Here is a 21397-nt window from a genome sequence, read left to right on the forward strand (position 1 = left end):
CCTGAGCGCAGTCGAAGGCCAAGGGATACACCCCGCCCCGAAACCCCGCTAACCTGACACCGACATCCGCATTCGGAGACCCAGATGATCGCGCTCCTCCCGCTCGCCCTCCTCGCCGCCCAGACCGCGCCCGCCATACCCTCGGCTCCGGCGACGACCGAAGCCCCCAAGCCCGTGATGGTCCGCGTCGCGATGCAGACCAGCCTCGGACCCGTGGTCATCGACCTCGACCGCACCCATGCGCCGATCACCACCGCCAATTTCCTTCGCTATGTCGACCAGCATCGGCTGGACGGGGTGACCTTCTACCGCTCGGTCCGCGTCGCGCCCGATTTCGGCTTCGTCCAGTTCGGCATCCAGAACGAACCCAAGCGCATCCTGCCTCCCATCGCGCATGAGCCGACGACCAGGACCGGAATCAAGCATAAAGACGGTACCATCTCGATCGCGCGGCTGGCCCCCGGCTCGGCGCGGGGCGACTTCACGATCATGGTCGGCGACCAGCCCTCGCTCGACGCCGATCCGTCGAAGCCCGGCGACAATCTAGGCTATGCCGCCTTCGGTCATGTCGTCGAGGGGATGGACGTGATCCACAAGATCCTCGACCAGCCCGCCGACCCCGCCAAGGGCCCGTTCAAGGGCGAGATGCTCGCCGCGCCGGTCAAGATCCTGTCGGCCAAGCGGGTGGCGGCGGCGAAGTAAGTCCCGGTTCAGAGGCGCGCGACGGTCACTCGCCGCCGCGCGTCCCCTCGATCAGAATTCGAAATGCACGCTGCCGATGACCGTCCGGCCATTGCCGAAGTTCAGCCAGCCGCCATTGCCGACGCGCGGTGCCGACCAGACATTGCTGTAATAAGGCCGGTCGAACAGGTTGGTCACGTTGAGCTGAAAATAGGTCTTGGGCAGCCCCACCGCGGCCAGCCCGATCTGCGCGTCGAGGTCGACCAGCGTATAGCCGGCGGAGATCGCGTCATTCTCGTCGGTGATGAAACGATCGCCGACATGCTTGGCGCTGATGCCCAGGACCAGGCTGGGCAGGGTGATCTGCGCCCGGGTGCCATATTGCCAGTTGGGCGTGTCGACCAGCTGCTTGCCCTCGGTCGCGATCAGGATCGCACCGGTGGCACCGTTCCGGATATTCTCCTTCACCGTCGACTTCAGATAGGAGCCGAAGCCATAGAGCGACAGCCAGGGCGTCGGGTTGACCGACAGGGTGGCGTCGACGCCCTTGCTTTCGACCCGCCCGACATTGCGGCTGGCGCTGATCGTCCCGCCGCCCTCCAGAGGCGCGGTGGTGGTGACGATGCGGTTGTCGTAACGGATGAACCAGCCGCCCAACTGGGCCTGGACGATACCGGTGGTATAGCGCAGGCCGAGGTCGAAGGCGTCGGTCCGCTCGGGCACCGCCTCCTTGTCCTTTAGTGAAATGACCTTGTCGTCATAGGAATAGATGTCGGTCGTCGGAGCCGAGAAGCCCCGGTTCCAGCTGGCATAGAGGCTGGCCGCCGGGTCCATCTGCCACACCAGCCCGACATTGGGCAGGAAGGCGCGGTATTCGCGGATGCGCCCCGAATAGGGCGGGCCGAAACCCGCCGTCCGGCTGTCGGCGGCGACCTGTCGCGCGGTCTGCCCGGTGCAATAGGCTTCGCTGCCGCTGTTCGGAATGGTGTAGCAGGCATTGCTCATGTTGCGGCGATAGAAAGCGGCGCGCAGGCCCACCGTCAGCGACAGGCTGTCGTCGATCGGACGGCCGCGATATTCGCCCGACAGCTGGTGCAGGATCGAGTAGGTCAGGCGATTGCGCTTGTTCAGCACCCCGCCGGCGGCGTCCAGCACGGCGCTATCGCTGTCGCTCGATATGCCGAAATAGGATTTGGGCCGGCCGTCGGGATTGAGATAGCCCGCCTCACCGGTCTGGCGCGTGCGCGCCCGGTCCCAGGTATAGGTCAGGCGGACGAGATTGCCCGCGTCGATGTCATATCGCAGGCCGGCGATCCCGATCAGGCGATGGGTCTGGGTGTTGGAGGGGTAGAAGACGCGGACATAGTCGAGCAGGTCGCCGTCGCCATTCAGATCGCGACCGGATGCCTGCCCCGCGCCGACCCGTCCATATTGGTTGCGCGACACCCCGGATTTGGACGCATTGGCATCGCTTTCGGCGAACACGGTCGAGCCGCCGCCATTGGCCAGGGTGTAGCTATAGCCGCCATCGATGGTGAAGGTCAGGCGATCGTTGAGCGTGAACAGGCTGTTGAAGCGCAGATTGCCGGTATCCACCGGGTTGATGTTGATCGTCCGTGCATTGGTGCACAGCGTGCGATCGTCCTGCACGGTGCCCGCGCCGGGCGTCGCCGATGCCAGCGCGCAATTGGGGGAATTCAGGAAGGCCCCCGCCTTCAGAATCCGGTCATATTGCTGCTGCGTCAGGTCGATCCGCACCGGGTTGCCGGTGGTCGCCGAGGCGACGGGGAAGGGGCTGCCTAGCGCTTGGTTGATCTGCGCGACCGAGGGGTTGCCATAGCCGCCATTGCGATGCTGGTAGAAGAAGCCCGCCAGCGAGATGAAGTCCTTGCCCGCGCCCAGCGGCTGATAGACGCGCGCATTATATTGGCTCTTGCGGGCGAACGAATAGGGGAAGAGCGCGTAACGCTGGTTGCTCGCCGACACCCAGGCGCGGGTGCCGCTGTCGTTCAGGTCGCCCGTGTTGATCATGCCGAAGATGCGGTTCATGTTGCCCCGGCCATGCGAATAGACCGTGGTCGCGCTCGGCCTTTCGGTGGGCATGATCGTGCGGTAATTGACCGTGCCGCCCGACGCGCTGGCGGTCGGTGTGTCGACATCGGTCGAACCGAAGCTGACATTGACCGACTCGACCAGTTCGGGGTCGATCTGCTGGCTGGAATAGATGGCATAATTGCCGGCGTCGTTCAGTGGCAGGCCGTCAAAGGTGAAGGCGATGCGCGACTGGTCGAAACCGCGGATGCGGATCGTGCCGCCATTGCCGCCATAAGGATCGCTGGCGACATAGTTGACGCCGGGCACCATGTTGATGGCGTTGAAGATCGACTGGCCGGGGACGGTATGCTCGATATAATCCCGCGTTACGACCGCGCGCGCCTTGGGCGCATTGGGGATTTCAATGCCGGTGCTGTTCTGCTTGGCGGCGGTCACGATGACCTCGTTATCCGCCTTGTCCTCCGCCGCGATGGTCCCGGCGGTCTGCGCCAGCACGACATGCGGCGCCACGAGCAACAGGCAAGCGCCACCGGCTCCGGCCGCGCGGATGATATGCAGGTTCACGATAGTCCCCCAGAGATTTTGATGTGTCCGGGCAGTGCTTACCGATCATTTGGGTCGTTTTGGTTGCAATTTTCATAGGCAAAATGTGACAGTTTTTGCCAAACTCGTCGTGATCAGCGGTCAGGATTACGCGATCAGCGCGCGATGCCGCTGAATCTGTGGAATAAATGATGTCCTGACGATGCAAGTCGGGCATGTCTTCGTCCGTGACATTCGTTGCGAATTTTCCGAACATTTTATCTGTTCGAGCCATCCACGATCACAGGTTTCGTGTTCGGCTAGAGAAGGATGACATGAGATGAATCCGTCATTGCGAGCGTAGCGAAGCAATCCAGAGCGTCTCGCCCGGACACTGGATTGCTTCGCTACGCTCGCAATGACGGATTGGGTCAAACTGACGTCATCCCGCTCTAGGCGTTGCCCCGGGAAAAAGCGGATGTCTGACGGCGCACGGTGAGCTCCATGCTTAGGCCGGATCGAGATTCATCTCATTCCTCCCATGGAAAGGGAGGTGGCAGGCCGAAAGGCCTGACGGAGGGGTGTCCTGGTTCGAGAGATTGGACCGCATCCGCGACCGGGAAAATGCCTGCACCATCGTTCGGATGGTCCTCATCCCCTTGCCAGCGAGCAAAGAAGGGAGGGTAGTCTGAATGTCGATCCGGGCTAGGTAGGGCCCAGGCGATGCGGCTGGCTGCTAACCGCGATTGCCATTCCCGCCGCCCAAAAAGAAAGGGGCCTTGCGGCCCCTTTCCCCGTAGTGACATCGGTCAGTGGCTGGATCAGCCGCTGTAGTACATGTCGTACTCGACCGGGCTGGGGGTCATTTCCCAGCGCATCACTTCGCTCATCTTCAGCTCGATATAGCTCTCGATTTGGTCCTTGGTGAACACGTCGCCCTTCAGCAGGAAGTCGTGATCGGCGGCCAGCGAGTCGAGCGCTTCGCGCAAGCTACCGGCGACCGTGGGAACCTGGGCCAGCTCGGCGGGCGGCAGGTCGTACAGGTTCTTGTCCATCGCCTCGCCCGGATGGATCTTGTTCTGAATACCGTCCAGACCCGCCATCAGCAGGGCGGCATAGGCGAGATACGGGTTGGCCAGCGCGTCGGGGAAGCGCACTTCGACGCGCTTCGACTTCGGGCCGGTGCCGTACGGGATGCGGCACGACGCCGAGCGGTTGCGCGCCGAATAGGCGAGCAGCACCGGCGCTTCGTAACCCGGGACCAGACGCTTGTAGGAGTTGGTCGACGGGTTGGTGAAGGCGTTCAGCGCCTTGGCATGCTTGATGATGCCGCCGATGAAGTACAGGCAGGTTTCCGACAGGCCCGCATAGCCGTTGCCGGCGAACAGCGGGGTCTTGCCTTCCCAGATCGAGAAGTGGGTGTGCATGCCCGAGCCGTTATCTTCCTTGATCGGCTTCGGCATGAAGGTCGCGGTCTTGCCATAGGCATGGGCGACCTGATGCACGACATACTTGTAGATCTGCATGCGGTCGGCGGTCTGGGTCAGCGTACCGAAGGTCAGGCCCAGTTCGTGCTGTGCGGCGGCGACCTCATGGTGGTGCTTGTCGCAGGGCAGGCCCATTTCGAGCATGGTTGTGACCATCTCGCCGCGGATGTCGACCGCCGAGTCGACCGGCGCGACGGGGAAGTAACCGCCCTTGGCGCGTGGACGGTGGCCGAGATTGCCGCCCTCATAGGCGCGGCCGGTGTTCGTCGGCAGCTCGATATCGTCGATCTTGAAATAGGACGACGAATAGTTGGTATCGAACTGCACGTCGTCGAACATGAAGAATTCGGCTTCCGGGCCGACATAGACGGTGTCGCCGATGCCGGTGGTCTTCACGAACGCCTCGGCACGCTTGGCGGTCGAGCGCGGGTCGCGGGCGTACAGCTCGCCGGTCGACGGCTCGACCACGTCGCAGAACACGATCAGCATCGGGGTGGCTGAGAAGGGATCGGTGTAGACGGCGTCGAGGTCCGGCTTCAGGACCATGTCCGACTCGTTGATCGCCTTCCAGCCTTCGATCGACGAACCGTCGAACATCAGGCCGTCGGTCAGCTCGTCCTCACCCAGGATCGAGGCGACCATGGTCAGGTGCTGCCACTTGCCCTTCGGATCGGTGAAGCGCAGATCGACCCACTCGATCTCTTCGTCCTTGATCTGGTTCAGAATGTCGCTGGCCGTTTTCGCCATGTGCCGTTCTCTCTCTGCTTTGATCCGTGCCCCGGAAGAAGACCGGGACCGGTGGTACGTTTTTAGGCGGGCTGGGTGTCAGCCCGGTGACGTTCAAGGGATCGGGATGCGTCAGATCGCCGCGTCGTCGCGTTCGCCCGTGCGGATGCGCAGCGCCGTCTCGACCGGGATCACGAAGATCTTGCCGTCGCCGATCCGCCCGGTCTGCGCAGCGGCGGCGATCGCCTCCACCACGCGTTCGGCCAGACCGTCCTCGACGACCACTTCCAGCTTCACCTTCGGCAGGAAGTCGACGACATATTCGGCGCCGCGATACAGCTCGGTATGGCCCTTCTGGCGGCCGAAGCCCTTGGCCTCGGTGACGGTGATGCCGGATACGCCGATCTCGTGCAGCGCTTCCTTCACCTCATCGAGCTTGAAGGGCTTGATGATCGCCTCAATCTTTTTCACGCGCCTGACTGTCCCCGATGGTGTTCGAACCCTCGCCCGACCGCCTGCGTAGCAGGGATCGTGCCAACTGCCTTGCCCTCGTAGGAGGGCAGGAATTCGTCAACAAATGCGCCCGAAAAGCGGGCAGGATATGGTTTGCTGCTCAAATAACGGGCAGCGGTCACAGGATGCCCCGGACGGCTTCCGGCGGCCGGGCGAGCACGACGCCCTTGTCCGTCTCGACCAGTGGTCGCTGGATCAGGATCGGGTCCGCGATCATCGCGGCGAGAACGGTCGCGTCATCCGCCTCGAGCAGCTGCGCTGCCCCGGCCTCGGTCTTTCGCAGTCCGTCGCGTGGGGGAATCCCGGCCTTTGCGTACAGGCGGCGAAGCTCGTCAGCGCTCGGCGGAGTCTTGAGGTATTCGACGATCGTGACGTCGACCCCTGCTTCGTTCAACAAAGTCAGCGTCTGGCGGGAGGTGCCGCAACGCGGATTGTGGAGGATCGTCGCCTTCATCGCCGATGCTTGTGCCATGGGCGGCGCGGAATGTGGAGGGGTATTCGGAAAAAACGAGGGTCGGGAGGGCCCCTCCACCACGCCCTTCGGGCGCGGTCCCCCTCCCCATCAGAGATGGGGAGGAATGGGCTTGCTGAAATCCTCCCCATCCTTGGATGGGAAGGGGGACCGCCGGGCGTTAGCCCGGTGGTGGAGGGGCTGGAGGGCTTACGCGCCCTGCTTGGCCAGCCATTCCTCCAGCCACTTGATCGTATAGTCGCCCTTCTGGAACTCGGGGTCGTCGAGCAGCGACTGGTGGAGCGGGATGGTGGTCTTCATCCCCTCGATCACGAACTCCTCCAGCGCGCGGCGCAGACGACGCAGCGCGCCTTCGCGGGTCGTGCCGTACACGATCAGCTTGGCGATCATGCTGTCGTAATAAGGCGGGACCTTATAGCCCTGGTACAGCCCGCTATCGACGCGGACATGCATGCCGCCCGGCGCGTGGTACATCTTCACCGTGCCCGGCGAGGGGGCGAAGGTGCGCGGGTCTTCCGCGTTGATGCGGCACTCGATGGCATGGCCGCGGAACTGGACATCCTCCTGACGCAGTGTCAGCGGATGGCCTTCCGCGATGCGGATCTGCTCGCGCACCAGGTCGAGGCCGGTGATCATCTCGGTGACGGGATGCTCGACCTGTAGACGGGTGTTCATTTCGATGAAATAGAACTCGCCGTCTTCCCACAGGAATTCGATCGTGCCCGCACCGCGATAGCCCATATCGGCCATCGCCTTGGCGACCACGCCGCCCATGCGCGCGCGCTCCTCGGCGGTGATGATCGGCGAGGGGGCTTCCTCCAGCACCTTCTGATGGCGACGCTGGAGCGAGCAGTCGCGCTCGCCCAGATGGATCGCCTGGCCGTTGCCGTCGCCGAACACCTGGAATTCGATATGCCGGGGGTTGCCCAGATATTTTTCCATGTAGACGGTCGAGTCGCCGAACGCGGCCTTCGCCTCCGAACCCGCCTGCTGCATCAGCGTCTCGAGCTGGTCTTCGGACGGCACGACCTTCATGCCGCGACCGCCGCCGCCGCTGGCCGCCTTGATGAGCACCGGATAGCCGATCTCAGCCGCGAGCGCCTTGGCTTCCTCGACATCGGAGATCGCGCCGTCCGAACCGGGGACGAGCGGCAGGCCGAGTGCACCGGCGGTACGCTTGGCCTCCACCTTGTCGCCCATGATGCGGATATGTTCGGGCTTGGGACCGACGAAGATCAGGCCGTGCGCCTCGACGATCTCGGCGAACTTGGCGTTCTCCGAGAGGAAGCCGTAACCGGGGTGGATGGCGTCCGCGCCCGAAATCTCGGCGGCCGAGATGATGTTCGGGATGTTGAGATAGCTGTCGCCCGCGGCCGGCGGGCCGATGCACACCGCCTGGTCGGCGAGGCGCACATGCATGGCATCGGCGTCGGCCGTGGAATGCACGGCGACGGTCTCGATCCCCATCTCGTGACAGGCGCGGTGGATGCGAAGCGCAATCTCACCGCGATTGGCGATCAGGAGTTTCTTGATCTGCGCCAAGGCGGCTTACTCGACGACGACCAGGGGCTGGTCGAATTCGACCGGCTGGCCATTCTCGACCAGGACGGCGGTGATGGTGCCAGCCGTTGTCGCGGTGATCGGGTTCATCACCTTCATGGCTTCCACGATCAGCAGCGTGTCGCCGGCGGCGACCTTCTGGCCGACCGAGGCGAAGGGCTTGGCACCCGGCTCGGCCGCCAGATAGACGGTGCCGACCATCGGCGACTTCACCGCATTGGCGTTCGCCGCCGGTGCCGAGGCGCCGACTTCGGCGGTCGCGGCGGCGGCGACGGGCGCGGCCGCCGGGGCAGGGGCCGCCACGGGCGCTGGCGCGTAACCCATCTGGGCGACGGCCGCGGCCTTGCGCGCGACGCGGATCTTGCGGTCGCCATGCTCGACCTCGATCTCGGTCAGGGCGGTGGCGTCGAGCAGCTCGGCGAGCTGACGGACGAGGTCGACATCGACCTTCATCGCTTGTTCAGTCTTTTCGGTCATGGGACGCGCTCCTGTCAGAACCGGGCGGCGGCTTCAAGCGCGAGCAGATAGGATTGCGCGCCAAAACCGGCAATTGTGCCTTTTGCGGCACGCCCGATGAAGCTCTCATGACGGAATGGCTCCCGCGCATGAGGGTTGGATAGGTGAACCTCGATCACCGGGGTCGTCACCGACTTGATCGCGTCATGGATCGCGATCGATGTGTGGGTGAAGCCCCCGGCGTTGAGCAGCACGGCTTTCGCCTCATAGGCCTGGGCCTCGTGCAGCCAGTCGATCAGATGGCCTTCATGGTTGGACTGGCGCATGTCGATCTCGAGATCGAGTTCGCGTGCCCGGTCCTCCAGCAGCCCCGCAATATCGTCCAGCGTGTCATGGCCATAGATATGGGGCTCGCGCAGGCCGAGCAGGTTCAGGTTCGGCCCGTTGAGGACATAGACGGTCGCGGGCATCCGTACTCCCATGGTTGCGGCTCGGGGTGGCCGGGCCTAGATCGAGGGCCTTCCTTAACCGCATGCCCTATCCCACGTCGAGCGGGCAGCGACACCATGGTGAGTGACGAGAGACTATGCCCCACACCGATGGAACCGTGACGATCACCGTGAATGGCGAACATAAGCGGGTCGCCGCCGGGCTGTCGCTCGCCGACCTGGCCAGCCAGCTGGGGCTGGTGCCCGAAAAGGTGGCGGTCGAGCGTAACCTGGAGGTGGTGCCGCGCTCGACGCTGGCGCAGGTCGAGGTCGAGGATGGCGACGAGATCGAGATCGTCCATTTCGTCGGCGGCGGCGACCATGTCGCACCCGTCACGGACGACGATTCGTGGGAAGTCGCGGGGCAGCGCTTTCGCTCGCGCCTGATCGTCGGCACCGGCAAGTATAAGGACTTCGCCCAGAATGCGGCGGCGGTCGAGGCGGCGGGGGCGGAGATCGTCACGGTCGCCGTGCGCCGGGTGAACGTGTCGGACCGCAACGCGCCGATGCTGACCGACTTTATCGATCCGAAGAAGATCACCTATCTGCCCAACACGGCGGGCTGCTTCACCGCCGAGGACGCGATCCGCACGCTGCGGCTGGCGCGTGAGGCGGGCGGCTGGGAGCTGGTCAAGCTGGAGGTGCTGGGCGAGGCCAAGACACTGTACCCCGACATGTACGAGACGCTGCGCGCGACCGAAATCCTGGCCAAGGAAGGCTTCAAGCCGATGGTCTACTGCGTCGATGATCCCATCGCGGCCAAGCGGCTGGAGGATGTCGGGGCGGTCGCGATCATGCCGCTGGGCGCGCCGATCGGATCGGGGCTGGGCATCCAGAACAAGGTGACGATCCGCTTGATCGTCGAGGGCGCCAAGGTGCCGGTGCTGGTCGATGCCGGGGTCGGCACCGCCTCCGAAGCCGCCGTCGCGATGGAACTGGGCTGTGACGGCGTGCTGATGAACACCGCGATCGCCGAGGCCAAGGACCCCGTGCTGATGGCGCGCGCGATGAAAGCCGGCGTCGAGGCGGGGCGCATGGCGTACCGCGCCGGCCGCATGGGCATGCGGCGCTATGCCGACCCGTCCAGCCCGCTCGCCGGCCTTATCTGACGTTAATTTCAGGGAACCTCGGGCGTAACGAACCGTTCTTTACCCGAGTGTTCAACGGGATCGGATGATCCCCAGTAAATGGAGGCCGCTATGGGTGAGCTCGTCGACAAGATCAAGGGCAACGTCAACGAACTGGTTGGCAAGGCCAAGGAAAAGATTGGCGAACACAACCACGACGCCGACATGCAGGCCGAGGGCCAGGCCCAGCAGGTCGAAGGCAAGGGTCAGCAGATGAAGGGTTCGGTCAAGGGTGCCCTTGGCGACAACATCTAATCCTGCTAATCGTTATCTGACTAAAGCAATCAGCAACGAACTAGCCGCCCCGGTTATGCCGGGGCGGTTTTCTTTTGTCTGCCGGACATGCCTGCCCAAAGGTGATATATTGGTAGCGGTACTATGAACGGCATGTCATTGATTTGGTGTAAAACGCGTTAAACGCTGTGGTTATTGGTTGGTTCGGTCGTGCCGATCGGGATCGCGGACAGACGGCCGTATCGGATCAGCGCCCCGCGATTCGCGACAGCGTGGTGGCGGGGGTGATCACCTCGATATCGGTCTTCAAATGCAGGACACGGACGCCGGTCTCGGCGATGGCGCGGGCAAGGGCGGGGGCAAAGTCGTCGGTCCGCGTGACGGTCTCGCTCCAGCAGCCATAGGCACGGGCCAACGCCGCGAAATCCGGATTGGCTAGGCGCGTCGCCGCCACGCGACCGGGATATTCGCGTTCCTGGTGCATGCGGATCGTGCCATAGCCGCCATTATCGACGACGATCACCAGCATCGATGCGCCATGCTGCACGGCGGTTGCCAGTTCCTGTCCGTTCATCAGGAAACAGCCATCGCCCGCCAGCGCCACCACCATCCGCTCGGGATGGCGAAGGGCGGCGGCGGTGGCGGCGGGGACGCCATAGCCCATGGCGCCGCAGGTCGGGGCGAGTTGGCTTCCCGGCTCGTAACGCCAATAGCGGTGCCACCATCCCGAATAATTGCCCGCACCGTTGCAGATGATCGTGTCGGCCGGCAGCGCCCCCCGCATCGCGGCGACGCATTGCCCAAGGTCCAGCGTCACGCCATCGCGTGGAGCGGGGTCAGACCAGGCAAGATAGTCGGCATGCGCTTCCACGCCCGATGGATGCGGGTTGGCCGCCTCGCTCGCCTGCAGTTCCAGCATCCCGACCGCGCGGTGCACGTCGCTGCATAGCGCCAGGTCGGCGCGATAGACGCTGTTCAACTCCTCCGGGTCGGGATGGATGTGGATCAGCGTCTGACCCGGATGATCGGGCGTGACGACGCTATAGCCATCGGTCGTCGCCTCGCCCAACCGCGCGCCGAGCACGATCAGCAGATCGGCCTCGCGCACCCGCTTCACCAGCGCCGGGTTGGGGCCATAGCCCAGATTGCCCGCATAGACCGGGCAACCGGCCGACACCGCATCCTGCCGCCGGAACGCCGAAACCAGCGGGATACCGGCCGCCTCGCCCCATTGTTCGACGGCGGCGACCGTCTCGGCATCCCAATAGGCGCCGCCGATGATCGCGACGGGCCGCGTCGCCTGTTCGATCAAGGTTTGGGCGGCCAGCACATCCTCGATCATCACATCCTGCGCGGGCCGCGCGATCCGGGGGCGCGGCGTGCCCTCCACCATGTCGCACAGCATGTCCTCGGGCAGGGCGAGGACGACCGGCCCGGGCCGCCCGTTCATCGCGGTGGCATAGGCGCGCGCAATATATTCGGGGATGCGCGCGGCGTCGTCGATCCGTGCTGCCCATTTGGCGAGCGGCGCGAACATCGCCTGGAAATCCACCTCCTGAAACGCCTCGCGATCACGCGTGCCCCGGTCGACATCGCCGATGAACAGGATCATCGGCTGCGAATCCTGTCGCGCGACATGCACGCCGATCGCCGCATTGGTCGCGCCCGGCCCGCGCGTGACGAAGGCGATGCCCGGCCGCCCGCTCAGCTTGCCGTCGGCGCACGCCATGAAGGTCGCGCCGCCCTCCTGCCGGCACGTCACCAGATCGATGGCGGGGGTGTCGTGCAGCGCGTCGAGCACCGCCAGGAAACTCTCGCCCGGCACGGTGAAGATGCGGTCGCACCCCTGTTCGAGAAGCGCATCGACAAGCAGGCGTCCGCCGGTTTTCAAGGTCATAGGGGACAGCCTAACCCCGCTTCGTGACAAAGCGCAAACGCTGGCCCGCGCAAAGCGCAAACGCTGGCCCGCGCAAAGCGCAAACGCTGGCCCGCGCAAAGCGCAAACGCTGGGTTGACCCGGCTCCGTGCCTCCGCCTAACGCTTCGGCACATTCAGGGAGGACGCCCATGCAGAAGCTTTATCCCGACGCGGCCGCCGCGCTCGACGGCCTGCTCCATGACGGCATGACGATCTGCGCCGGCGGTTTTGGCCTGTGCGGCATCCCGGAGCGGCTGATCGACGCGATCGAGGCCGCCGGGGTCAAGGACCTGACCATCGCCAGCAACAATGCCGGGATCGACGGCGTGGGGCTCGGCAAGCTGCTCCGTTCGCATCAGGTCAGGAAGATGATCTCGTCCTATGTCGGCGAGAACAAGGAGTTCGAGCGGCAATATCTGTCGGGCGAGCTTGAGGTCGAGTTCTGCCCGCAGGGCACGCTCGCCGAGCGATGCCGGGCCGGGGGCGCAGGAATTCCGGGCTTCTACACAAAGACCGGCGTCGGCACGAAGGTCGCCGAAGGCAAGGAAGTGAAGAGCTTCGACGGGGAGGATTATATCCTCGAACGCGGCATCCGCGCCGACCTGTCGATCATCAAGGGCTGGAAGGCCGATGAGGCCGGGAACCTGATCTTCCGCAAGACCGCGCGCAACTTCAACCAGCCGATGGCGACGGCGGGCCGCATCTGCGTCGCCGAGGTCGAAGAGGTGGTGCCGGTAGGTTCGCTTGATCCCGACCAGATCCATCTGCCGGGGATTTATGTGAAGCGGATGATCGTCGGCGCGCCATACGAGAAGAAGATCGAGTTCCGTACGGTTCGCGAGCGGGCTTGAGTTTCTGGGGGGCGGGGGATGCGGAGAGCGCTGGCCCTCCCCCCGACCCCCTCCCGCCTGCGGGAGGGGGAGCGTGTTTGGCGGAGGGCGTGGCAATGAGAAACTGGCGATTAAAACCAAACGACTGCCCCATATCCTCTCCCCTCCCACAGGCGGGAGAGGTTGGGGGAGGGCTCCCCGGCCTGAGGCTGGGCATGACCCTCGCCGCCGCCTTGACCCTATCCGGCTGCGTCGTCGCCGTTGGCAACAACAGCCCGGCCCCGCCCCCCTCAGCCTCCACCAACCCCAAGCTCGCCGGGATGCAATATCTCTACGGCTCGGCCGAAGCCGACGCGATCTCGCGTCAGGCTTGGAACGCGCTCGTCACCTATGCCGCCGACCGGGTGCGCCGTCCCCAGGCCGACAGCGTCGTGCTGACACAGGGCTCCAGCCTCGAAAGCCCCCGCTTCGTCCCTTGCATGGGCAAGCGCCCGGCGGCGGTCTTCGACGTCGACGAGACGGTCCTCCAGAATCTCGGCTTCGAATATGACGATCTGACCGGCCGCGCCGACCGCGACTTTCCCGGTCGCTGGCGCGCCTGGGAGCAGAGCGATGGCCATGCCGTCCTGCCGACGCCCGGCGCGGTGGCGGCCATCGCCGATCTGCGCGCGATGGGCGTGACCGTCATTTTCAACACCAATCGCGACGATCCTGCCGGGGCGGCGCGCGTGATAGATGCGGCCGGGCTGGGCCCGGCGGTGCATGGCGACACGCTGTTCGTGCGCCCCGACACGGGCAGCGGCGACAATAAGGACCCGCGCCGCTGGCAGATCGCCCAGCGCTATTGCGTGATCGCCATGGGCGGCGACCAGCTGGGCGATTTCAGTGAGTTGTTCAACACCTCTGCCACAGTGGCGCAGCGTCGCGCCCGCGCCGAGGGCCCGCGCATCGCCGCGCTGTGGGGGCGCGGCTGGTTCGTCTTCCCCAATCCCGTCTACGGCAAGGCGCTGAAGGGTGCGGCCGACGACATCTTCCCCGCCGACCGGCGGTGGCATCCGACAGGAGAGTAACCATGGCCTGGACCCGCGACGAAATGGCCGCCCGTGCCGCCAAGGAGCTGAAGGACGGCTTCTACGTCAATCTTGGCATCGGCATCCCGACACTGGTGGCCAACCATATCCCGCAAGGGGTTGAAGTCACGTTGCAATCCGAAAACGGCATGCTCGGCATCGGGCCGTTTCCCTATGATGACGAGGTCGATCCCGACCTGATCAATGCCGGCAAGCAGACGATCAGCGAATTGCCGCACTCGGTCTATTTCTCGTCCGCCGACAGCTTCGCGATGATCCGGGGCGGGCATATCGACCTGACCGTGCTGGGCGCGATGGAGGTGTCGGAAGGCGGCGACATCGCCAACTGGATGATCCCCGGCAAGATGATCAAGGGCATGGGCGGCGCGATGGATCTGGTCGCGGGCGTCAAGAAGATCATCGTCGTCATGGAGCATAGCGCCAAGGACGGCAGCCCCAAGTTTATCCCCGAATGCACCCTGCCGCTGACCGGGCGCAACGTCGTCGACATGATCGTCACCGATCTGGCGGTGTTCCAGCGCCCCGATCACGACAGCGCCTTCCGCCTGATCGAATGTGCGCCCGGCGTCACCGCCGATGAGGTCGCCGCCAAGACGACGGCGAAGTTCGAGCGCTGATGACGTACACCCTCGTCACCGCGAACCGGAATTATTCGAGCTGGTCGCTGCGTCCCTGGCTGCTGATGAAGGCGCTGGGGATCGCGTTCGAAGATCGTGTCGAGCCGTTCGCGGCGGCGGAGAATTACGCGGCGTTCCGCGCCTTCTCGCCGACCGGGCAGGTGCCGGTGTTGCTCGATGGCGCGCGGACCGTGTGGGATTCGCTCGGTATCACGCTCTATCTCGCCGAGCGGCATTCGGGTGTCTGGCCGGAGGATGAAGCGGCGCGCGCCTGGGCGATGTGCGCGGTGGCGGAGATGCATGGCGGCCTCGGCGCGCTGCGGGCCGAGCGGACGATGAATGTCGGGGTGCGGGTGGACGCGAACCCGCCTTCGCCCCGGCTGGAGCGCGATGTCGCGCGGCTGGCGGAATTGTGGGGCGAGGGGCTTTCGCGCTTTGGCGGGCCTTGGCTGGCGGGCGAGCGTTTTTCGGCGGTGGATGCCTTTTACGCGCCGGTGGCGTTCCGCGTGCGGACCTATGGCATCGACGTCGGTGCGGCGGGGGCGGCTTGGGTTGAGACGGTTTTGGCCCATCCGGCGATGATGGAATGGGAAGCGCAGGCGCTGGCCGAGACGTGGCGCGATCCGGATCATGAGATCGAACTCGCCGAGTGTGGCGGTGTGACGGCGGATTACCGCGCCCAAGGGTGAGGGCGGGGCGTGGGCTTCGACTTCGCTCAGCCTGAACGGAGGTTGTAGAGGGCAACTCCCTCACGCCGTTCAGCCTGAGCAAAGTCGAAGGCCAAGGGAATCGCCGATCAAAGCGAAATAACATTGCGCAAAGCCTTTGCGTTCCGCACCTTTTCGGATAACAGCGCCCCCATCATGGCCCAACGACCCCAGACTCTGTACGAGAAGATCTGGGCCGCGCACGTTGTCGAACGGCGGCCCGATGGCACCTGCCTCATCTATATCGACCGCCACCTCGTGCACGAGGTGACCAGCCCGCAGGCTTTCGAAGGCCTGCGCGCGGCGGGGCGCAAGGTGCGCCGTCCCGAGCTGACGCTGGCGGTGCCCGACCACAACCTGCCGACGACGCCGCGTACCGACGCCAGCGGCCGTCTGATGCCCATCTCCGATCCGGAGAGTGCGCAGCAGCTGGAGGCACTTCGCCGCAATACGGCCGAATTCGGCGTCGACTATATCGATGCGACGGCGGCGGCGCAGGGCATCGTCCATGTCGTGGGGCCGGAACAGGGCTTCACCCTGCCGGGCACGACGCTCGTCTGCGGCGACAGCCATACCTCGGCGCATGGCGCGTTGGGTGCGCTGGCCTTCGGCATCGGCACGTCGGAGGTCGAGCATGTGCTGGCGACCCAGACTTTGCTGCTCTCGCCGTCCAAGACGATGGAGGTCCGCGTCGACGGCGTGCTGGGTCACGGCGTGTCGGCGAAGGACGTCGTGCTGGCGATCATCGGCAAGATCGGTGCGGCGGGCGGGACCGGCCATGTCATCGAATTCACCGGCAGCGTCATCCGCAACCTGTCGGTCGAGGGTCGCCTGACCATCGCCAACATGTCGATCGAGGGCGGTGCGCGCGCCGGCCTGATCGCGCCGGACGAGACGACCTTCGCCTATCTGAAGGATCGCCCGATGGCACCCAAGGGTGCGGATTGGGACAAGGCGGTCGCCTGGTGGCAGACGCTGCCGACCGATCCGGGCGCGGTGTACGACAAGGTCGTGACGCTCGATGCCGCCGACATTGCGCCCAACCTGACCTGGGGCACCAGCCCCGAGGATGTGGTGCCGATCACCGGCGTCGTGCCCGACCCCGACAGCTTCGCCGACCCCTCGAAGCGAGAAGCGGCGCGCAAGTCGCTGGATTATATGGGTTTGACCCCCGGCACCGCGATGCAGGACATCAGCGTTCAGCATGTCTTCATCGGCAGCTGCACCAACAGCCGCATCGAGGACCTTCGCGCCGCCGCCGCCGTGGCGCGCGACCGCAAGGTGGCGGACGGGGTGCGTGCGCTGGTCGTCCCCGGCTCGGGACTGGTCAAGCGCCAGGCCGAAGCGGAAGGGCTCGACCGCGTGTTCGTCCAGGCGGGCTTCGAATGGCGCGAGCCGGGCTGCTCGATGTGCCTGGCGATGAACCCCGACAAGGTGCCGCCGGGCGAGCGCTGCGCCTCGACCTCCAATCGCAACTTCGTCGGGCGGCAGGGGCCGGGGGCGCGGACGCATCTCCTGTCACCGGCCATGGCGGCCGCTGCGGCCGTGACCGGGCGCCTTTCCGATGTTAGAACGTTGATGGTCCACGAATAACGTCATGAAAACAGGGAAGTGACGGCATCATGAAGCATGTATTGGTCTTGCTGGTCACCGGTGCGGTGCTCTGCGGTGCGGCGGCCTATGCCGCCGGGGTCGCCTCGAAGCCCGCGACGGCCGAACAACCGCGCTAAGCCTCGCCGCCCGTCGGCATATGGGCGGGGTGGAAGGACAGGAATTGGAATGAACCCGGTTACCACCGTATCCGGCACCGCCTATCCATGGGGTGCCAAGAATATTGACACCGACGTCATCATCCCGGCGCATTGGCTGAAGACGATCACCCGCGCCGGCTTGGGACGCGGCGCGTTCGAGACGGTGCGCGCGCAGCCGAGCAATATCTTCGACGACCCGCGCTATGCCGGCGCGCCGATCCTGATCGCGGGGGACAATTTCGGTTGCGGGTCCAGCCGCGAACATGCTGCCTGGGCCCTGGCGGATATGGGCATCCACGCGGTGATCGCGCCGAGCTTCTCGGACATTTTCTCGGGCAATGCCTTTAAGAACGGCATCGTCCCCGTCGTCCTGCCGCAGGAAGCGATCGACCGCTTGGTCGAGGTGGCGAAGGATCAGCCGATCACGGTCGATCTGGAGACGATGACGGTTACGACGCCGTTCCAGGATCGGTTTTCGTTCGAACTCGATCCCTTTCGTCGCGAATGCCTGATGAACGGCCTAGACGAGATCGGGCTGACGCTGGAGCGGGCCGATGCGATCGGCGGCTATGAGAAGCAATTGGCGGCCGGGCGTCCCTGGGTCGAGGGGCGGACGCGATTGGCGGCGAGCCAGGGCTGATTCGATAAGGCGGGACGGCGCGCTGCCGTGAGGCGCCGTTCCCCCGGCTGTGATCAGTTCGCCGCGACGACGACGCCGGCGATGATCGCCCAAAGGGCCAGCGAACCGATCATGCCGTTGACGATCCCCGCCATCGGGGGCGATCGCCGCATATCCTCATGCGGCGGCATGGGCAGAGGGTCACGCATAACGCTCTCTCCTATGTTGGGCGGTTTTTCGGGTCCGACGGGTCGGCCATCCGCCTGCTGTTATGTCACTTACATACGTTTCAATCGCCATCCTGTTCCGATCTCGTTGACGCATCGAAACGAGTGTCGCGTCATACGGCCCCGGGATCGGTTGCGTGCGCGGCGTGCCATGCCTATTTCAGGTCCATGTTCGAATGCCCGTGACAGGGCCGGGGGAAAGCGGATCGATGGACAGTTTTGACGAACGCCGGCGTGGATTTGAGGCCAAGTTCGTGGCCGATCAGGACATGATGTTCCGCATCACGGCGCGCCGCAACCGGCTGGTCGCGCAATGGGCGGCCGAGCGGATGAAGCTGACCCCCGCCGAGACCGACGCCTATGCCAAGGCGGTCGTCCAAGCCGATTTCGAGGAAGCGGGTGATGAGGACGTGATCCGCAAGCTGCTGGGCGATCTGACCGCCGCCGGGATCGATGTCGACGAGGCCGAGGTCCGCCGCGCGCTCGACGAGCAACTGGTCGAGGCGCGCCGCCAATTGATGGAGAGTCGCTGACATGCCGATGGCCGCCGACGATATTGCCGCGATGATCCGTACCGCCATTCCCGACGCGACGGTGGAGATCACCGATCTGGCCGGTGACGGCGACCACTATGCCGCGCATGTCACCGCCGCGAGCTTTGCAGGGATGAGCCGGGTCGCCCGCACCCGCGCCGTCTATGCCGCGCTCGGGGGACGCATGGGCGGCGAGCTTCACGCCCTGCAACTGACCACCGCGGTGCCCGCCGACGCCGCGAGCGCCTGACACCCTTTCCCAAGGAAGACCGATATGACCGACGACACGAATGCGCGGATCGACGCGCTGGTAAAGGCCAACCCCGTCCTGCTGTTCATGAAGGGCTCGCCCCTGTTTCCACAATGCGGCTTTTCCAGCCGGGCAGTGGCGATCCTCAACCATCTCGATGTGCCCTTCGAGAGCGTCGACGTGCTGCAGGATCAGGGCATCCGCCAGGGTATCAAGGCCTATTCGGACTGGCCGACCATTCCCCAGCTTTACGTCAAGGGCGAGTTCGTCGGCGGCTCGGACATCATGATGGAGATGTACGAGAGCGGTGAACTGGCCGAGCTGGTGCAGGACGTGAAGACGGCCTGAGCGCCGTTTTTGACGATTGAAAAAGAGGGAGGCCGGGTTTCGATCCGGCCTCCTTTTTCATTCCTCCCTTTGCAGGGGAGGAAAGATCCGACCCTATTGACTACGTCTGTAATCGGAATAGGATTACGTCTGTAGTCATAAGGGGAGTCGAGTCGATGGCCGAGCGGATCAGCGATGCCGAGCATGCGGTGATGGAGGTCCTATGGGAGGATGCGCCGCTCACCGCGCAGGATGTCGCCGAGCGGGTCGATCCCGAACGCGGGTGGAGCACCAACACCGTCAAGACGCTGCTCGGCCGCCTCCTTGCCAAGAACGCCATCGCGCATGAGGAGCAGGGGCGTCGCTATCTCTATCGGCCGCTGGTCGAGCGTGACGATTACGTCGTCGGCGAATCTCGCCGCCTGATCGACCGGCTGTTCGGTGGCCGCCTGACTCCGCTGGTCGCGCATCTGGCGGAGCGCGACGAACTGACCGCGCAGGACATTTCGGAAATCGAGGCGCTGCTCAAGGAGCTGAAGGCGTGAGCGGCGCGCAACTTGGCTGGGCGGTGGAGGCGATGATCGCCTCGACGCTGCTGATGGCGCTGGTCCTGCTGGCGCGCCGCCATGTCCGCGAGGCGTTCGGTCCGCAGATCGCCTATGCGCTCTGGGCCTTGCCGCTGCTGAGGCTGGTCCTGCCGCCCCTGCCGCGCGGGCTGTCGGAACAGGCGACGCCGCCGCTGGCCGCCGCGAGCGAGCGGTTCGCGACCTATGTCATGGTGCCGGTCGCCGAACAGCTGCCCACGCAACTCGCTGGTCCGAGCATCTGGTCGATGCTGGGGCAGGGGATCGCCTTGTTCTGGATCATCGGCGCGGCCGGGTTCCTGGGCTTCCAACTGTTCCGGCATTGGCGGTTCCGCAGCCGGCTGCTGGCCTCGGCCGAAACGCTGGAGGCGGTGAAGGGCGTGCGGGTCGTCGCCAGCGACGGCGCGCCGGGGCCGCTCGCCTTCGGCATCTGGCACCGTTACGTCGCCTTTCCGCGCGATTTCGACGAGCGTTATGACGCCGATGAGCGCGATCTGGCGCTGGCGCATGAGCTGGGCCACCACGAGCGTGGTGACCTGATCGCCAACTGGATCGCACTCGCCGTGCTGGCGCTCCACTGGTTCAACCCCGTCGCCTGGCGCGCTTTCCACGCCTTTCGCGCCGATCAGGAGCTGGCCAACGACGCCCGCGTCCTGAAGGGGCGCAGCCGCGCCGACCGGCACGTCTATGCCTGCGCCATCGTAAAGGCCGCGCATGGCCGCGCACTGTCGGGCGCGTGCCATCTCCATACCATCGACGATCTGAAAGGGAGGCTGAAGATGTTGACGACTTCTCCGAAATCGCGTCGCCAACTGGCGGTGGGCGGGGCGACCGTGTCGCTGCTCGTGCTCGGCGGGCTGGGTATCACCGCGTCGGGCACGCCGGCGGCGGCGGCGCTGACCAAGAAGGTCGAGCGGACCATCGGCGTCGACCTGACCAGCAACGCGCCCGTCATGCCGGCCGTCGCCGCGCCCGAAACCGTGCCGGAAGTCCCCGACGTGCCGACCGCCCCGCGTGCGCCCGTCGCGCCGGCCATGACCCGCGATGCGATCGCCGCGACGCCGCCGACCGTTCCGACGCCGCCGCAGGTGGCTCATGCCCCGGTCGCACCGCCGGCCCCGCCCGTGCCACCCCAGACCGTCATCCTGCGCAACGGGAAGACGATGCGGATCGTAGCACCCCACGGTGTGCGGGTCATGTCGATGGCGGACATGCCCAAAATGCCGCCAATGCCCCCGGTCCCGATCGTCCGGTCGGAGGCGTGCGGCACCAAATCGTCGGATACCCGCACGAACATCACCACCATCGACGGCAAGACCCGGCGGCAGGTCACCATCATCTGCACCGACCGTATCGAGCATATGGCACGAAGTGCTGCGCTCTCCGCCGAAGCGGCGACGCGGATGGCCAAGATGAACGCGACCATGGCGCTGGCGAGCATCGACCATGCCCGCAATTCGATCGCTCGCGATCGCAACCTGTCGGAGGACGCCCGCCGCGACGCGCTGAAAGGCCTGGACCAGGCGACCGCCAATCTGAAGGCAGACATGGCGCGCGATTGAGCTGGGTGCGCACCATCCCCGCGCCTGTCCGAACGGGCGCGGGGCTTGCCTTGGGCGGGGT

23 protein-coding genes are annotated in these 21397 nt (G+C 65.3%); 14 read left to right on the forward strand and 9 right to left on the reverse strand.

The annotated features are described in order from the left end of the window. The first annotated feature begins 84 nt into the window (after window positions 1–84). Window positions 85–702: a peptidylprolyl isomerase gene (locus ACQHGV_RS05520; RefSeq protein WP_440979741.1), complete on the forward strand. Its 618-nt coding sequence runs from the start codon at window positions 85–87 to the stop codon at window positions 700–702. Between the two features lie 51 nt (window positions 703–753). Here ACQHGV_RS05520 and ACQHGV_RS05525 read toward each other — a convergent pair whose 3' ends face one another. The 7 genes from ACQHGV_RS05525 to aroQ form a co-directional block, all read right to left on the reverse strand. Beyond that, window positions 754–3300, reverse strand: coding sequence for a TonB-dependent receptor (locus ACQHGV_RS05525; RefSeq protein ID WP_440979742.1), 2547 nt, complete (start codon window positions 3298–3300; stop codon window positions 754–756). 779 nt (window positions 3301–4079) lie between these two features. Then, on the reverse strand, window positions 4080–5492 hold the full coding sequence (gene glnA / locus ACQHGV_RS05530) for a type I glutamate--ammonia ligase (protein WP_409788473.1): 1413 nt from the start codon (window positions 5490–5492) through the stop codon (window positions 4080–4082). Window positions 5493–5603: 111 nt separating this feature from the next. Next, on the reverse strand, window positions 5604–5942 hold the full coding sequence (locus ACQHGV_RS05535) for a P-II family nitrogen regulator (protein WP_007405799.1): 339 nt from the start codon (window positions 5940–5942) through the stop codon (window positions 5604–5606). A 160-nt stretch (window positions 5943–6102) separates the two neighbouring features. Continuing rightward, window positions 6103–6438: an arsenate reductase family protein gene (locus ACQHGV_RS05540; RefSeq protein ID WP_440979743.1), complete on the reverse strand. Its 336-nt coding sequence runs from the start codon at window positions 6436–6438 to the stop codon at window positions 6103–6105. 207 nt (window positions 6439–6645) lie between these two features. Then, window positions 6646–7998: an acetyl-CoA carboxylase biotin carboxylase subunit gene (gene accC, locus ACQHGV_RS05545; protein ID WP_183952183.1), complete on the reverse strand. Its 1353-nt coding sequence runs from the start codon at window positions 7996–7998 to the stop codon at window positions 6646–6648. A 6-nt stretch (window positions 7999–8004) separates the two neighbouring features. Next, a complete protein-coding gene (gene accB / locus ACQHGV_RS05550) occupies window positions 8005–8493 on the reverse strand; it encodes an acetyl-CoA carboxylase biotin carboxyl carrier protein (protein WP_183952184.1) in 489 nt (162 codons plus the stop codon). Window positions 8494–8507: 14 nt separating this feature from the next. Continuing rightward, window positions 8508–8942: a type II 3-dehydroquinate dehydratase gene (gene aroQ, locus ACQHGV_RS05555; protein WP_440979744.1), complete on the reverse strand. Its 435-nt coding sequence runs from the start codon at window positions 8940–8942 to the stop codon at window positions 8508–8510. Window positions 8943–9058: 116 nt separating this feature from the next. On the opposite strand from aroQ, the gene thiS reads away from it, so the two are divergent. Both thiS and ACQHGV_RS05565 read left to right on the forward strand, forming a co-directional pair. Next, the gene (gene thiS, locus ACQHGV_RS05560) at window positions 9059–10069 is read left to right on the forward strand and encodes a sulfur carrier protein ThiS (protein ID WP_183952186.1); all 1011 of its coding nucleotides are present in this window, start codon (window positions 9059–9061) and stop codon (window positions 10067–10069) included. 90 nt (window positions 10070–10159) lie between these two features. Then, the gene (locus ACQHGV_RS05565; protein WP_183952187.1) at window positions 10160–10342 is read left to right on the forward strand and encodes a CsbD family protein; all 183 of its coding nucleotides are present in this window, start codon (window positions 10160–10162) and stop codon (window positions 10340–10342) included. 226 nt (window positions 10343–10568) lie between these two features. Here ACQHGV_RS05565 and ACQHGV_RS05570 read toward each other — a convergent pair whose 3' ends face one another. Next, complete coding sequence (locus ACQHGV_RS05570) at window positions 10569–12218, reverse strand: thiamine pyrophosphate-binding protein (RefSeq protein ID WP_440979745.1); 1650 nt, start codon at window positions 12216–12218, stop codon at window positions 10569–10571. A gap of 169 nt (window positions 12219–12387) precedes the next feature. Between ACQHGV_RS05570 and ACQHGV_RS05575 the strand changes: the two genes are divergently transcribed. The 6 genes from ACQHGV_RS05575 (at window position 12388) to leuD (ending at window position 17874) form a co-directional block, all read left to right on the forward strand. Then, window positions 12388–13089 (forward strand): CoA transferase subunit A, encoded by a 702-nt coding sequence (locus ACQHGV_RS05575; protein ID WP_183952189.1) that lies wholly within the window; start codon window positions 12388–12390, stop codon window positions 13087–13089. Between the two features lie 194 nt (window positions 13090–13283). Further along, on the forward strand, window positions 13284–14138 hold the full coding sequence (locus ACQHGV_RS05580; RefSeq protein WP_440979746.1) for an HAD family acid phosphatase: 855 nt from the start codon (window positions 13284–13286) through the stop codon (window positions 14136–14138). A 2-nt stretch (window positions 14139–14140) separates the two neighbouring features. Beyond that, on the forward strand, window positions 14141–14776 hold the full coding sequence (locus ACQHGV_RS05585) for a CoA transferase subunit B (protein ID WP_440979747.1): 636 nt from the start codon (window positions 14141–14143) through the stop codon (window positions 14774–14776). Continuing rightward, complete coding sequence (locus tag ACQHGV_RS05590; protein ID WP_440979748.1) at window positions 14776–15465, forward strand: glutathione S-transferase family protein; 690 nt, start codon at window positions 14776–14778, stop codon at window positions 15463–15465. The genes ACQHGV_RS05585 and ACQHGV_RS05590 overlap by 1 nt, the downstream gene beginning before the upstream one ends. A gap of 174 nt (window positions 15466–15639) precedes the next feature. Further along, the gene (gene leuC / locus ACQHGV_RS05595) at window positions 15640–17076 is read left to right on the forward strand and encodes a 3-isopropylmalate dehydratase large subunit (RefSeq protein WP_440979749.1); all 1437 of its coding nucleotides are present in this window, start codon (window positions 15640–15642) and stop codon (window positions 17074–17076) included. Window positions 17077–17262: 186 nt separating this feature from the next. After that, window positions 17263–17874, forward strand: coding sequence for a 3-isopropylmalate dehydratase small subunit (gene leuD / locus ACQHGV_RS05600; RefSeq protein ID WP_440979750.1), 612 nt, complete (start codon window positions 17263–17265; stop codon window positions 17872–17874). 53 nt (window positions 17875–17927) lie between these two features. On the opposite strand, the gene ACQHGV_RS05605 is transcribed toward leuD, so the two are convergent. Next, the gene (locus ACQHGV_RS05605) at window positions 17928–18062 is read right to left on the reverse strand and encodes a hypothetical protein (RefSeq protein ID WP_276208012.1); all 135 of its coding nucleotides are present in this window, start codon (window positions 18060–18062) and stop codon (window positions 17928–17930) included. A gap of 227 nt (window positions 18063–18289) precedes the next feature. Between ACQHGV_RS05605 and ACQHGV_RS05610 the strand changes: the two genes are divergently transcribed. From ACQHGV_RS05610 to ACQHGV_RS05630, 5 genes are all read left to right on the forward strand, one after another. Beyond that, the gene (locus tag ACQHGV_RS05610) at window positions 18290–18613 is read left to right on the forward strand and encodes a DUF1476 domain-containing protein (protein WP_183952195.1); all 324 of its coding nucleotides are present in this window, start codon (window positions 18290–18292) and stop codon (window positions 18611–18613) included. Window position 18614: 1 nt separating this feature from the next. Then, on the forward strand, window positions 18615–18863 hold the full coding sequence (locus tag ACQHGV_RS05615) for a BolA/IbaG family iron-sulfur metabolism protein (RefSeq protein ID WP_183952196.1): 249 nt from the start codon (window positions 18615–18617) through the stop codon (window positions 18861–18863). Between the two features lie 24 nt (window positions 18864–18887). Next, window positions 18888–19211 (forward strand): Grx4 family monothiol glutaredoxin, encoded by a 324-nt coding sequence (gene grxD / locus ACQHGV_RS05620; protein WP_183952197.1) that lies wholly within the window; start codon window positions 18888–18890, stop codon window positions 19209–19211. A gap of 155 nt (window positions 19212–19366) precedes the next feature. Further along, window positions 19367–19735: a BlaI/MecI/CopY family transcriptional regulator gene (locus ACQHGV_RS05625; protein ID WP_183952198.1), complete on the forward strand. Its 369-nt coding sequence runs from the start codon at window positions 19367–19369 to the stop codon at window positions 19733–19735. Next, the gene (locus tag ACQHGV_RS05630; RefSeq protein WP_440979751.1) at window positions 19732–21336 is read left to right on the forward strand and encodes a M56 family metallopeptidase; all 1605 of its coding nucleotides are present in this window, start codon (window positions 19732–19734) and stop codon (window positions 21334–21336) included. Before ACQHGV_RS05625 ends, ACQHGV_RS05630 begins: the two co-directional genes overlap by 4 nt. Window positions 21337–21397 lie beyond the last annotated feature (61 nt).

The organism is Sphingomonas pseudosanguinis, assembly GCF_052056765.1.
Taxonomy (GTDB): domain Bacteria; phylum Pseudomonadota; class Alphaproteobacteria; order Sphingomonadales; family Sphingomonadaceae; genus Sphingomonas; species Sphingomonas pseudosanguinis.

Bases quoted from the DNA above. Each gene is read 5' to 3' on its own strand.
- ACQHGV_RS05520 (WP_440979741.1), top strand. From the start codon at position 85: ATGATCGCGCTCCTCCCGCTCGCCCTCCTCGCCGCCCAGACCGCGCCC.
- glnA (WP_409788473.1), bottom strand. From the start codon at position 5,492: ATGGCGAAAACGGCCAGCGACATTCTGAACCAGATCAAGGACGAAGAG.
- ACQHGV_RS05540 (WP_440979743.1), bottom strand. From the start codon at position 6,438: ATGAAGGCGACGATCCTCCACAATCCGCGTTGCGGCACCTCCCGCCAG.
- accB (WP_183952184.1), bottom strand. From the start codon at position 8,493: ATGACCGAAAAGACTGAACAAGCGATGAAGGTCGATGTCGACCTCGTC.
- aroQ (WP_440979744.1), bottom strand. From the start codon at position 8,942: ATGCCCGCGACCGTCTATGTCCTCAACGGGCCGAACCTGAACCTGCTC.
- thiS (WP_183952186.1), top strand. From the start codon at position 9,059: ATGCCCCACACCGATGGAACCGTGACGATCACCGTGAATGGCGAACAT.
- ACQHGV_RS05565 (WP_183952187.1), top strand. From the start codon at position 10,160: ATGGGTGAGCTCGTCGACAAGATCAAGGGCAACGTCAACGAACTGGTT.
- ACQHGV_RS05570 (WP_440979745.1), bottom strand. From the start codon at position 12,218: ATGACCTTGAAAACCGGCGGACGCCTGCTTGTCGATGCGCTTCTCGAA.
- ACQHGV_RS05575 (WP_183952189.1), top strand. From the start codon at position 12,388: ATGCAGAAGCTTTATCCCGACGCGGCCGCCGCGCTCGACGGCCTGCTC.
- ACQHGV_RS05580 (WP_440979746.1), top strand. From the start codon at position 13,284: ATGACCCTCGCCGCCGCCTTGACCCTATCCGGCTGCGTCGTCGCCGTT.
- ACQHGV_RS05585 (WP_440979747.1), top strand. From the start codon at position 14,141: ATGGCCTGGACCCGCGACGAAATGGCCGCCCGTGCCGCCAAGGAGCTG.
- ACQHGV_RS05590 (WP_440979748.1), top strand. From the start codon at position 14,776: ATGACGTACACCCTCGTCACCGCGAACCGGAATTATTCGAGCTGGTCG.
- leuC (WP_440979749.1), top strand. From the start codon at position 15,640: ATGGCCCAACGACCCCAGACTCTGTACGAGAAGATCTGGGCCGCGCAC.
- leuD (WP_440979750.1), top strand. From the start codon at position 17,263: ATGAACCCGGTTACCACCGTATCCGGCACCGCCTATCCATGGGGTGCC.
- ACQHGV_RS05605 (WP_276208012.1), bottom strand. From the start codon at position 18,062: ATGCGTGACCCTCTGCCCATGCCGCCGCATGAGGATATGCGGCGATCG.
- ACQHGV_RS05610 (WP_183952195.1), top strand. From the start codon at position 18,290: ATGGACAGTTTTGACGAACGCCGGCGTGGATTTGAGGCCAAGTTCGTG.
- ACQHGV_RS05615 (WP_183952196.1), top strand. From the start codon at position 18,615: ATGCCGATGGCCGCCGACGATATTGCCGCGATGATCCGTACCGCCATT.
- grxD (WP_183952197.1), top strand. From the start codon at position 18,888: ATGACCGACGACACGAATGCGCGGATCGACGCGCTGGTAAAGGCCAAC.
- ACQHGV_RS05625 (WP_183952198.1), top strand. From the start codon at position 19,367: ATGGCCGAGCGGATCAGCGATGCCGAGCATGCGGTGATGGAGGTCCTA.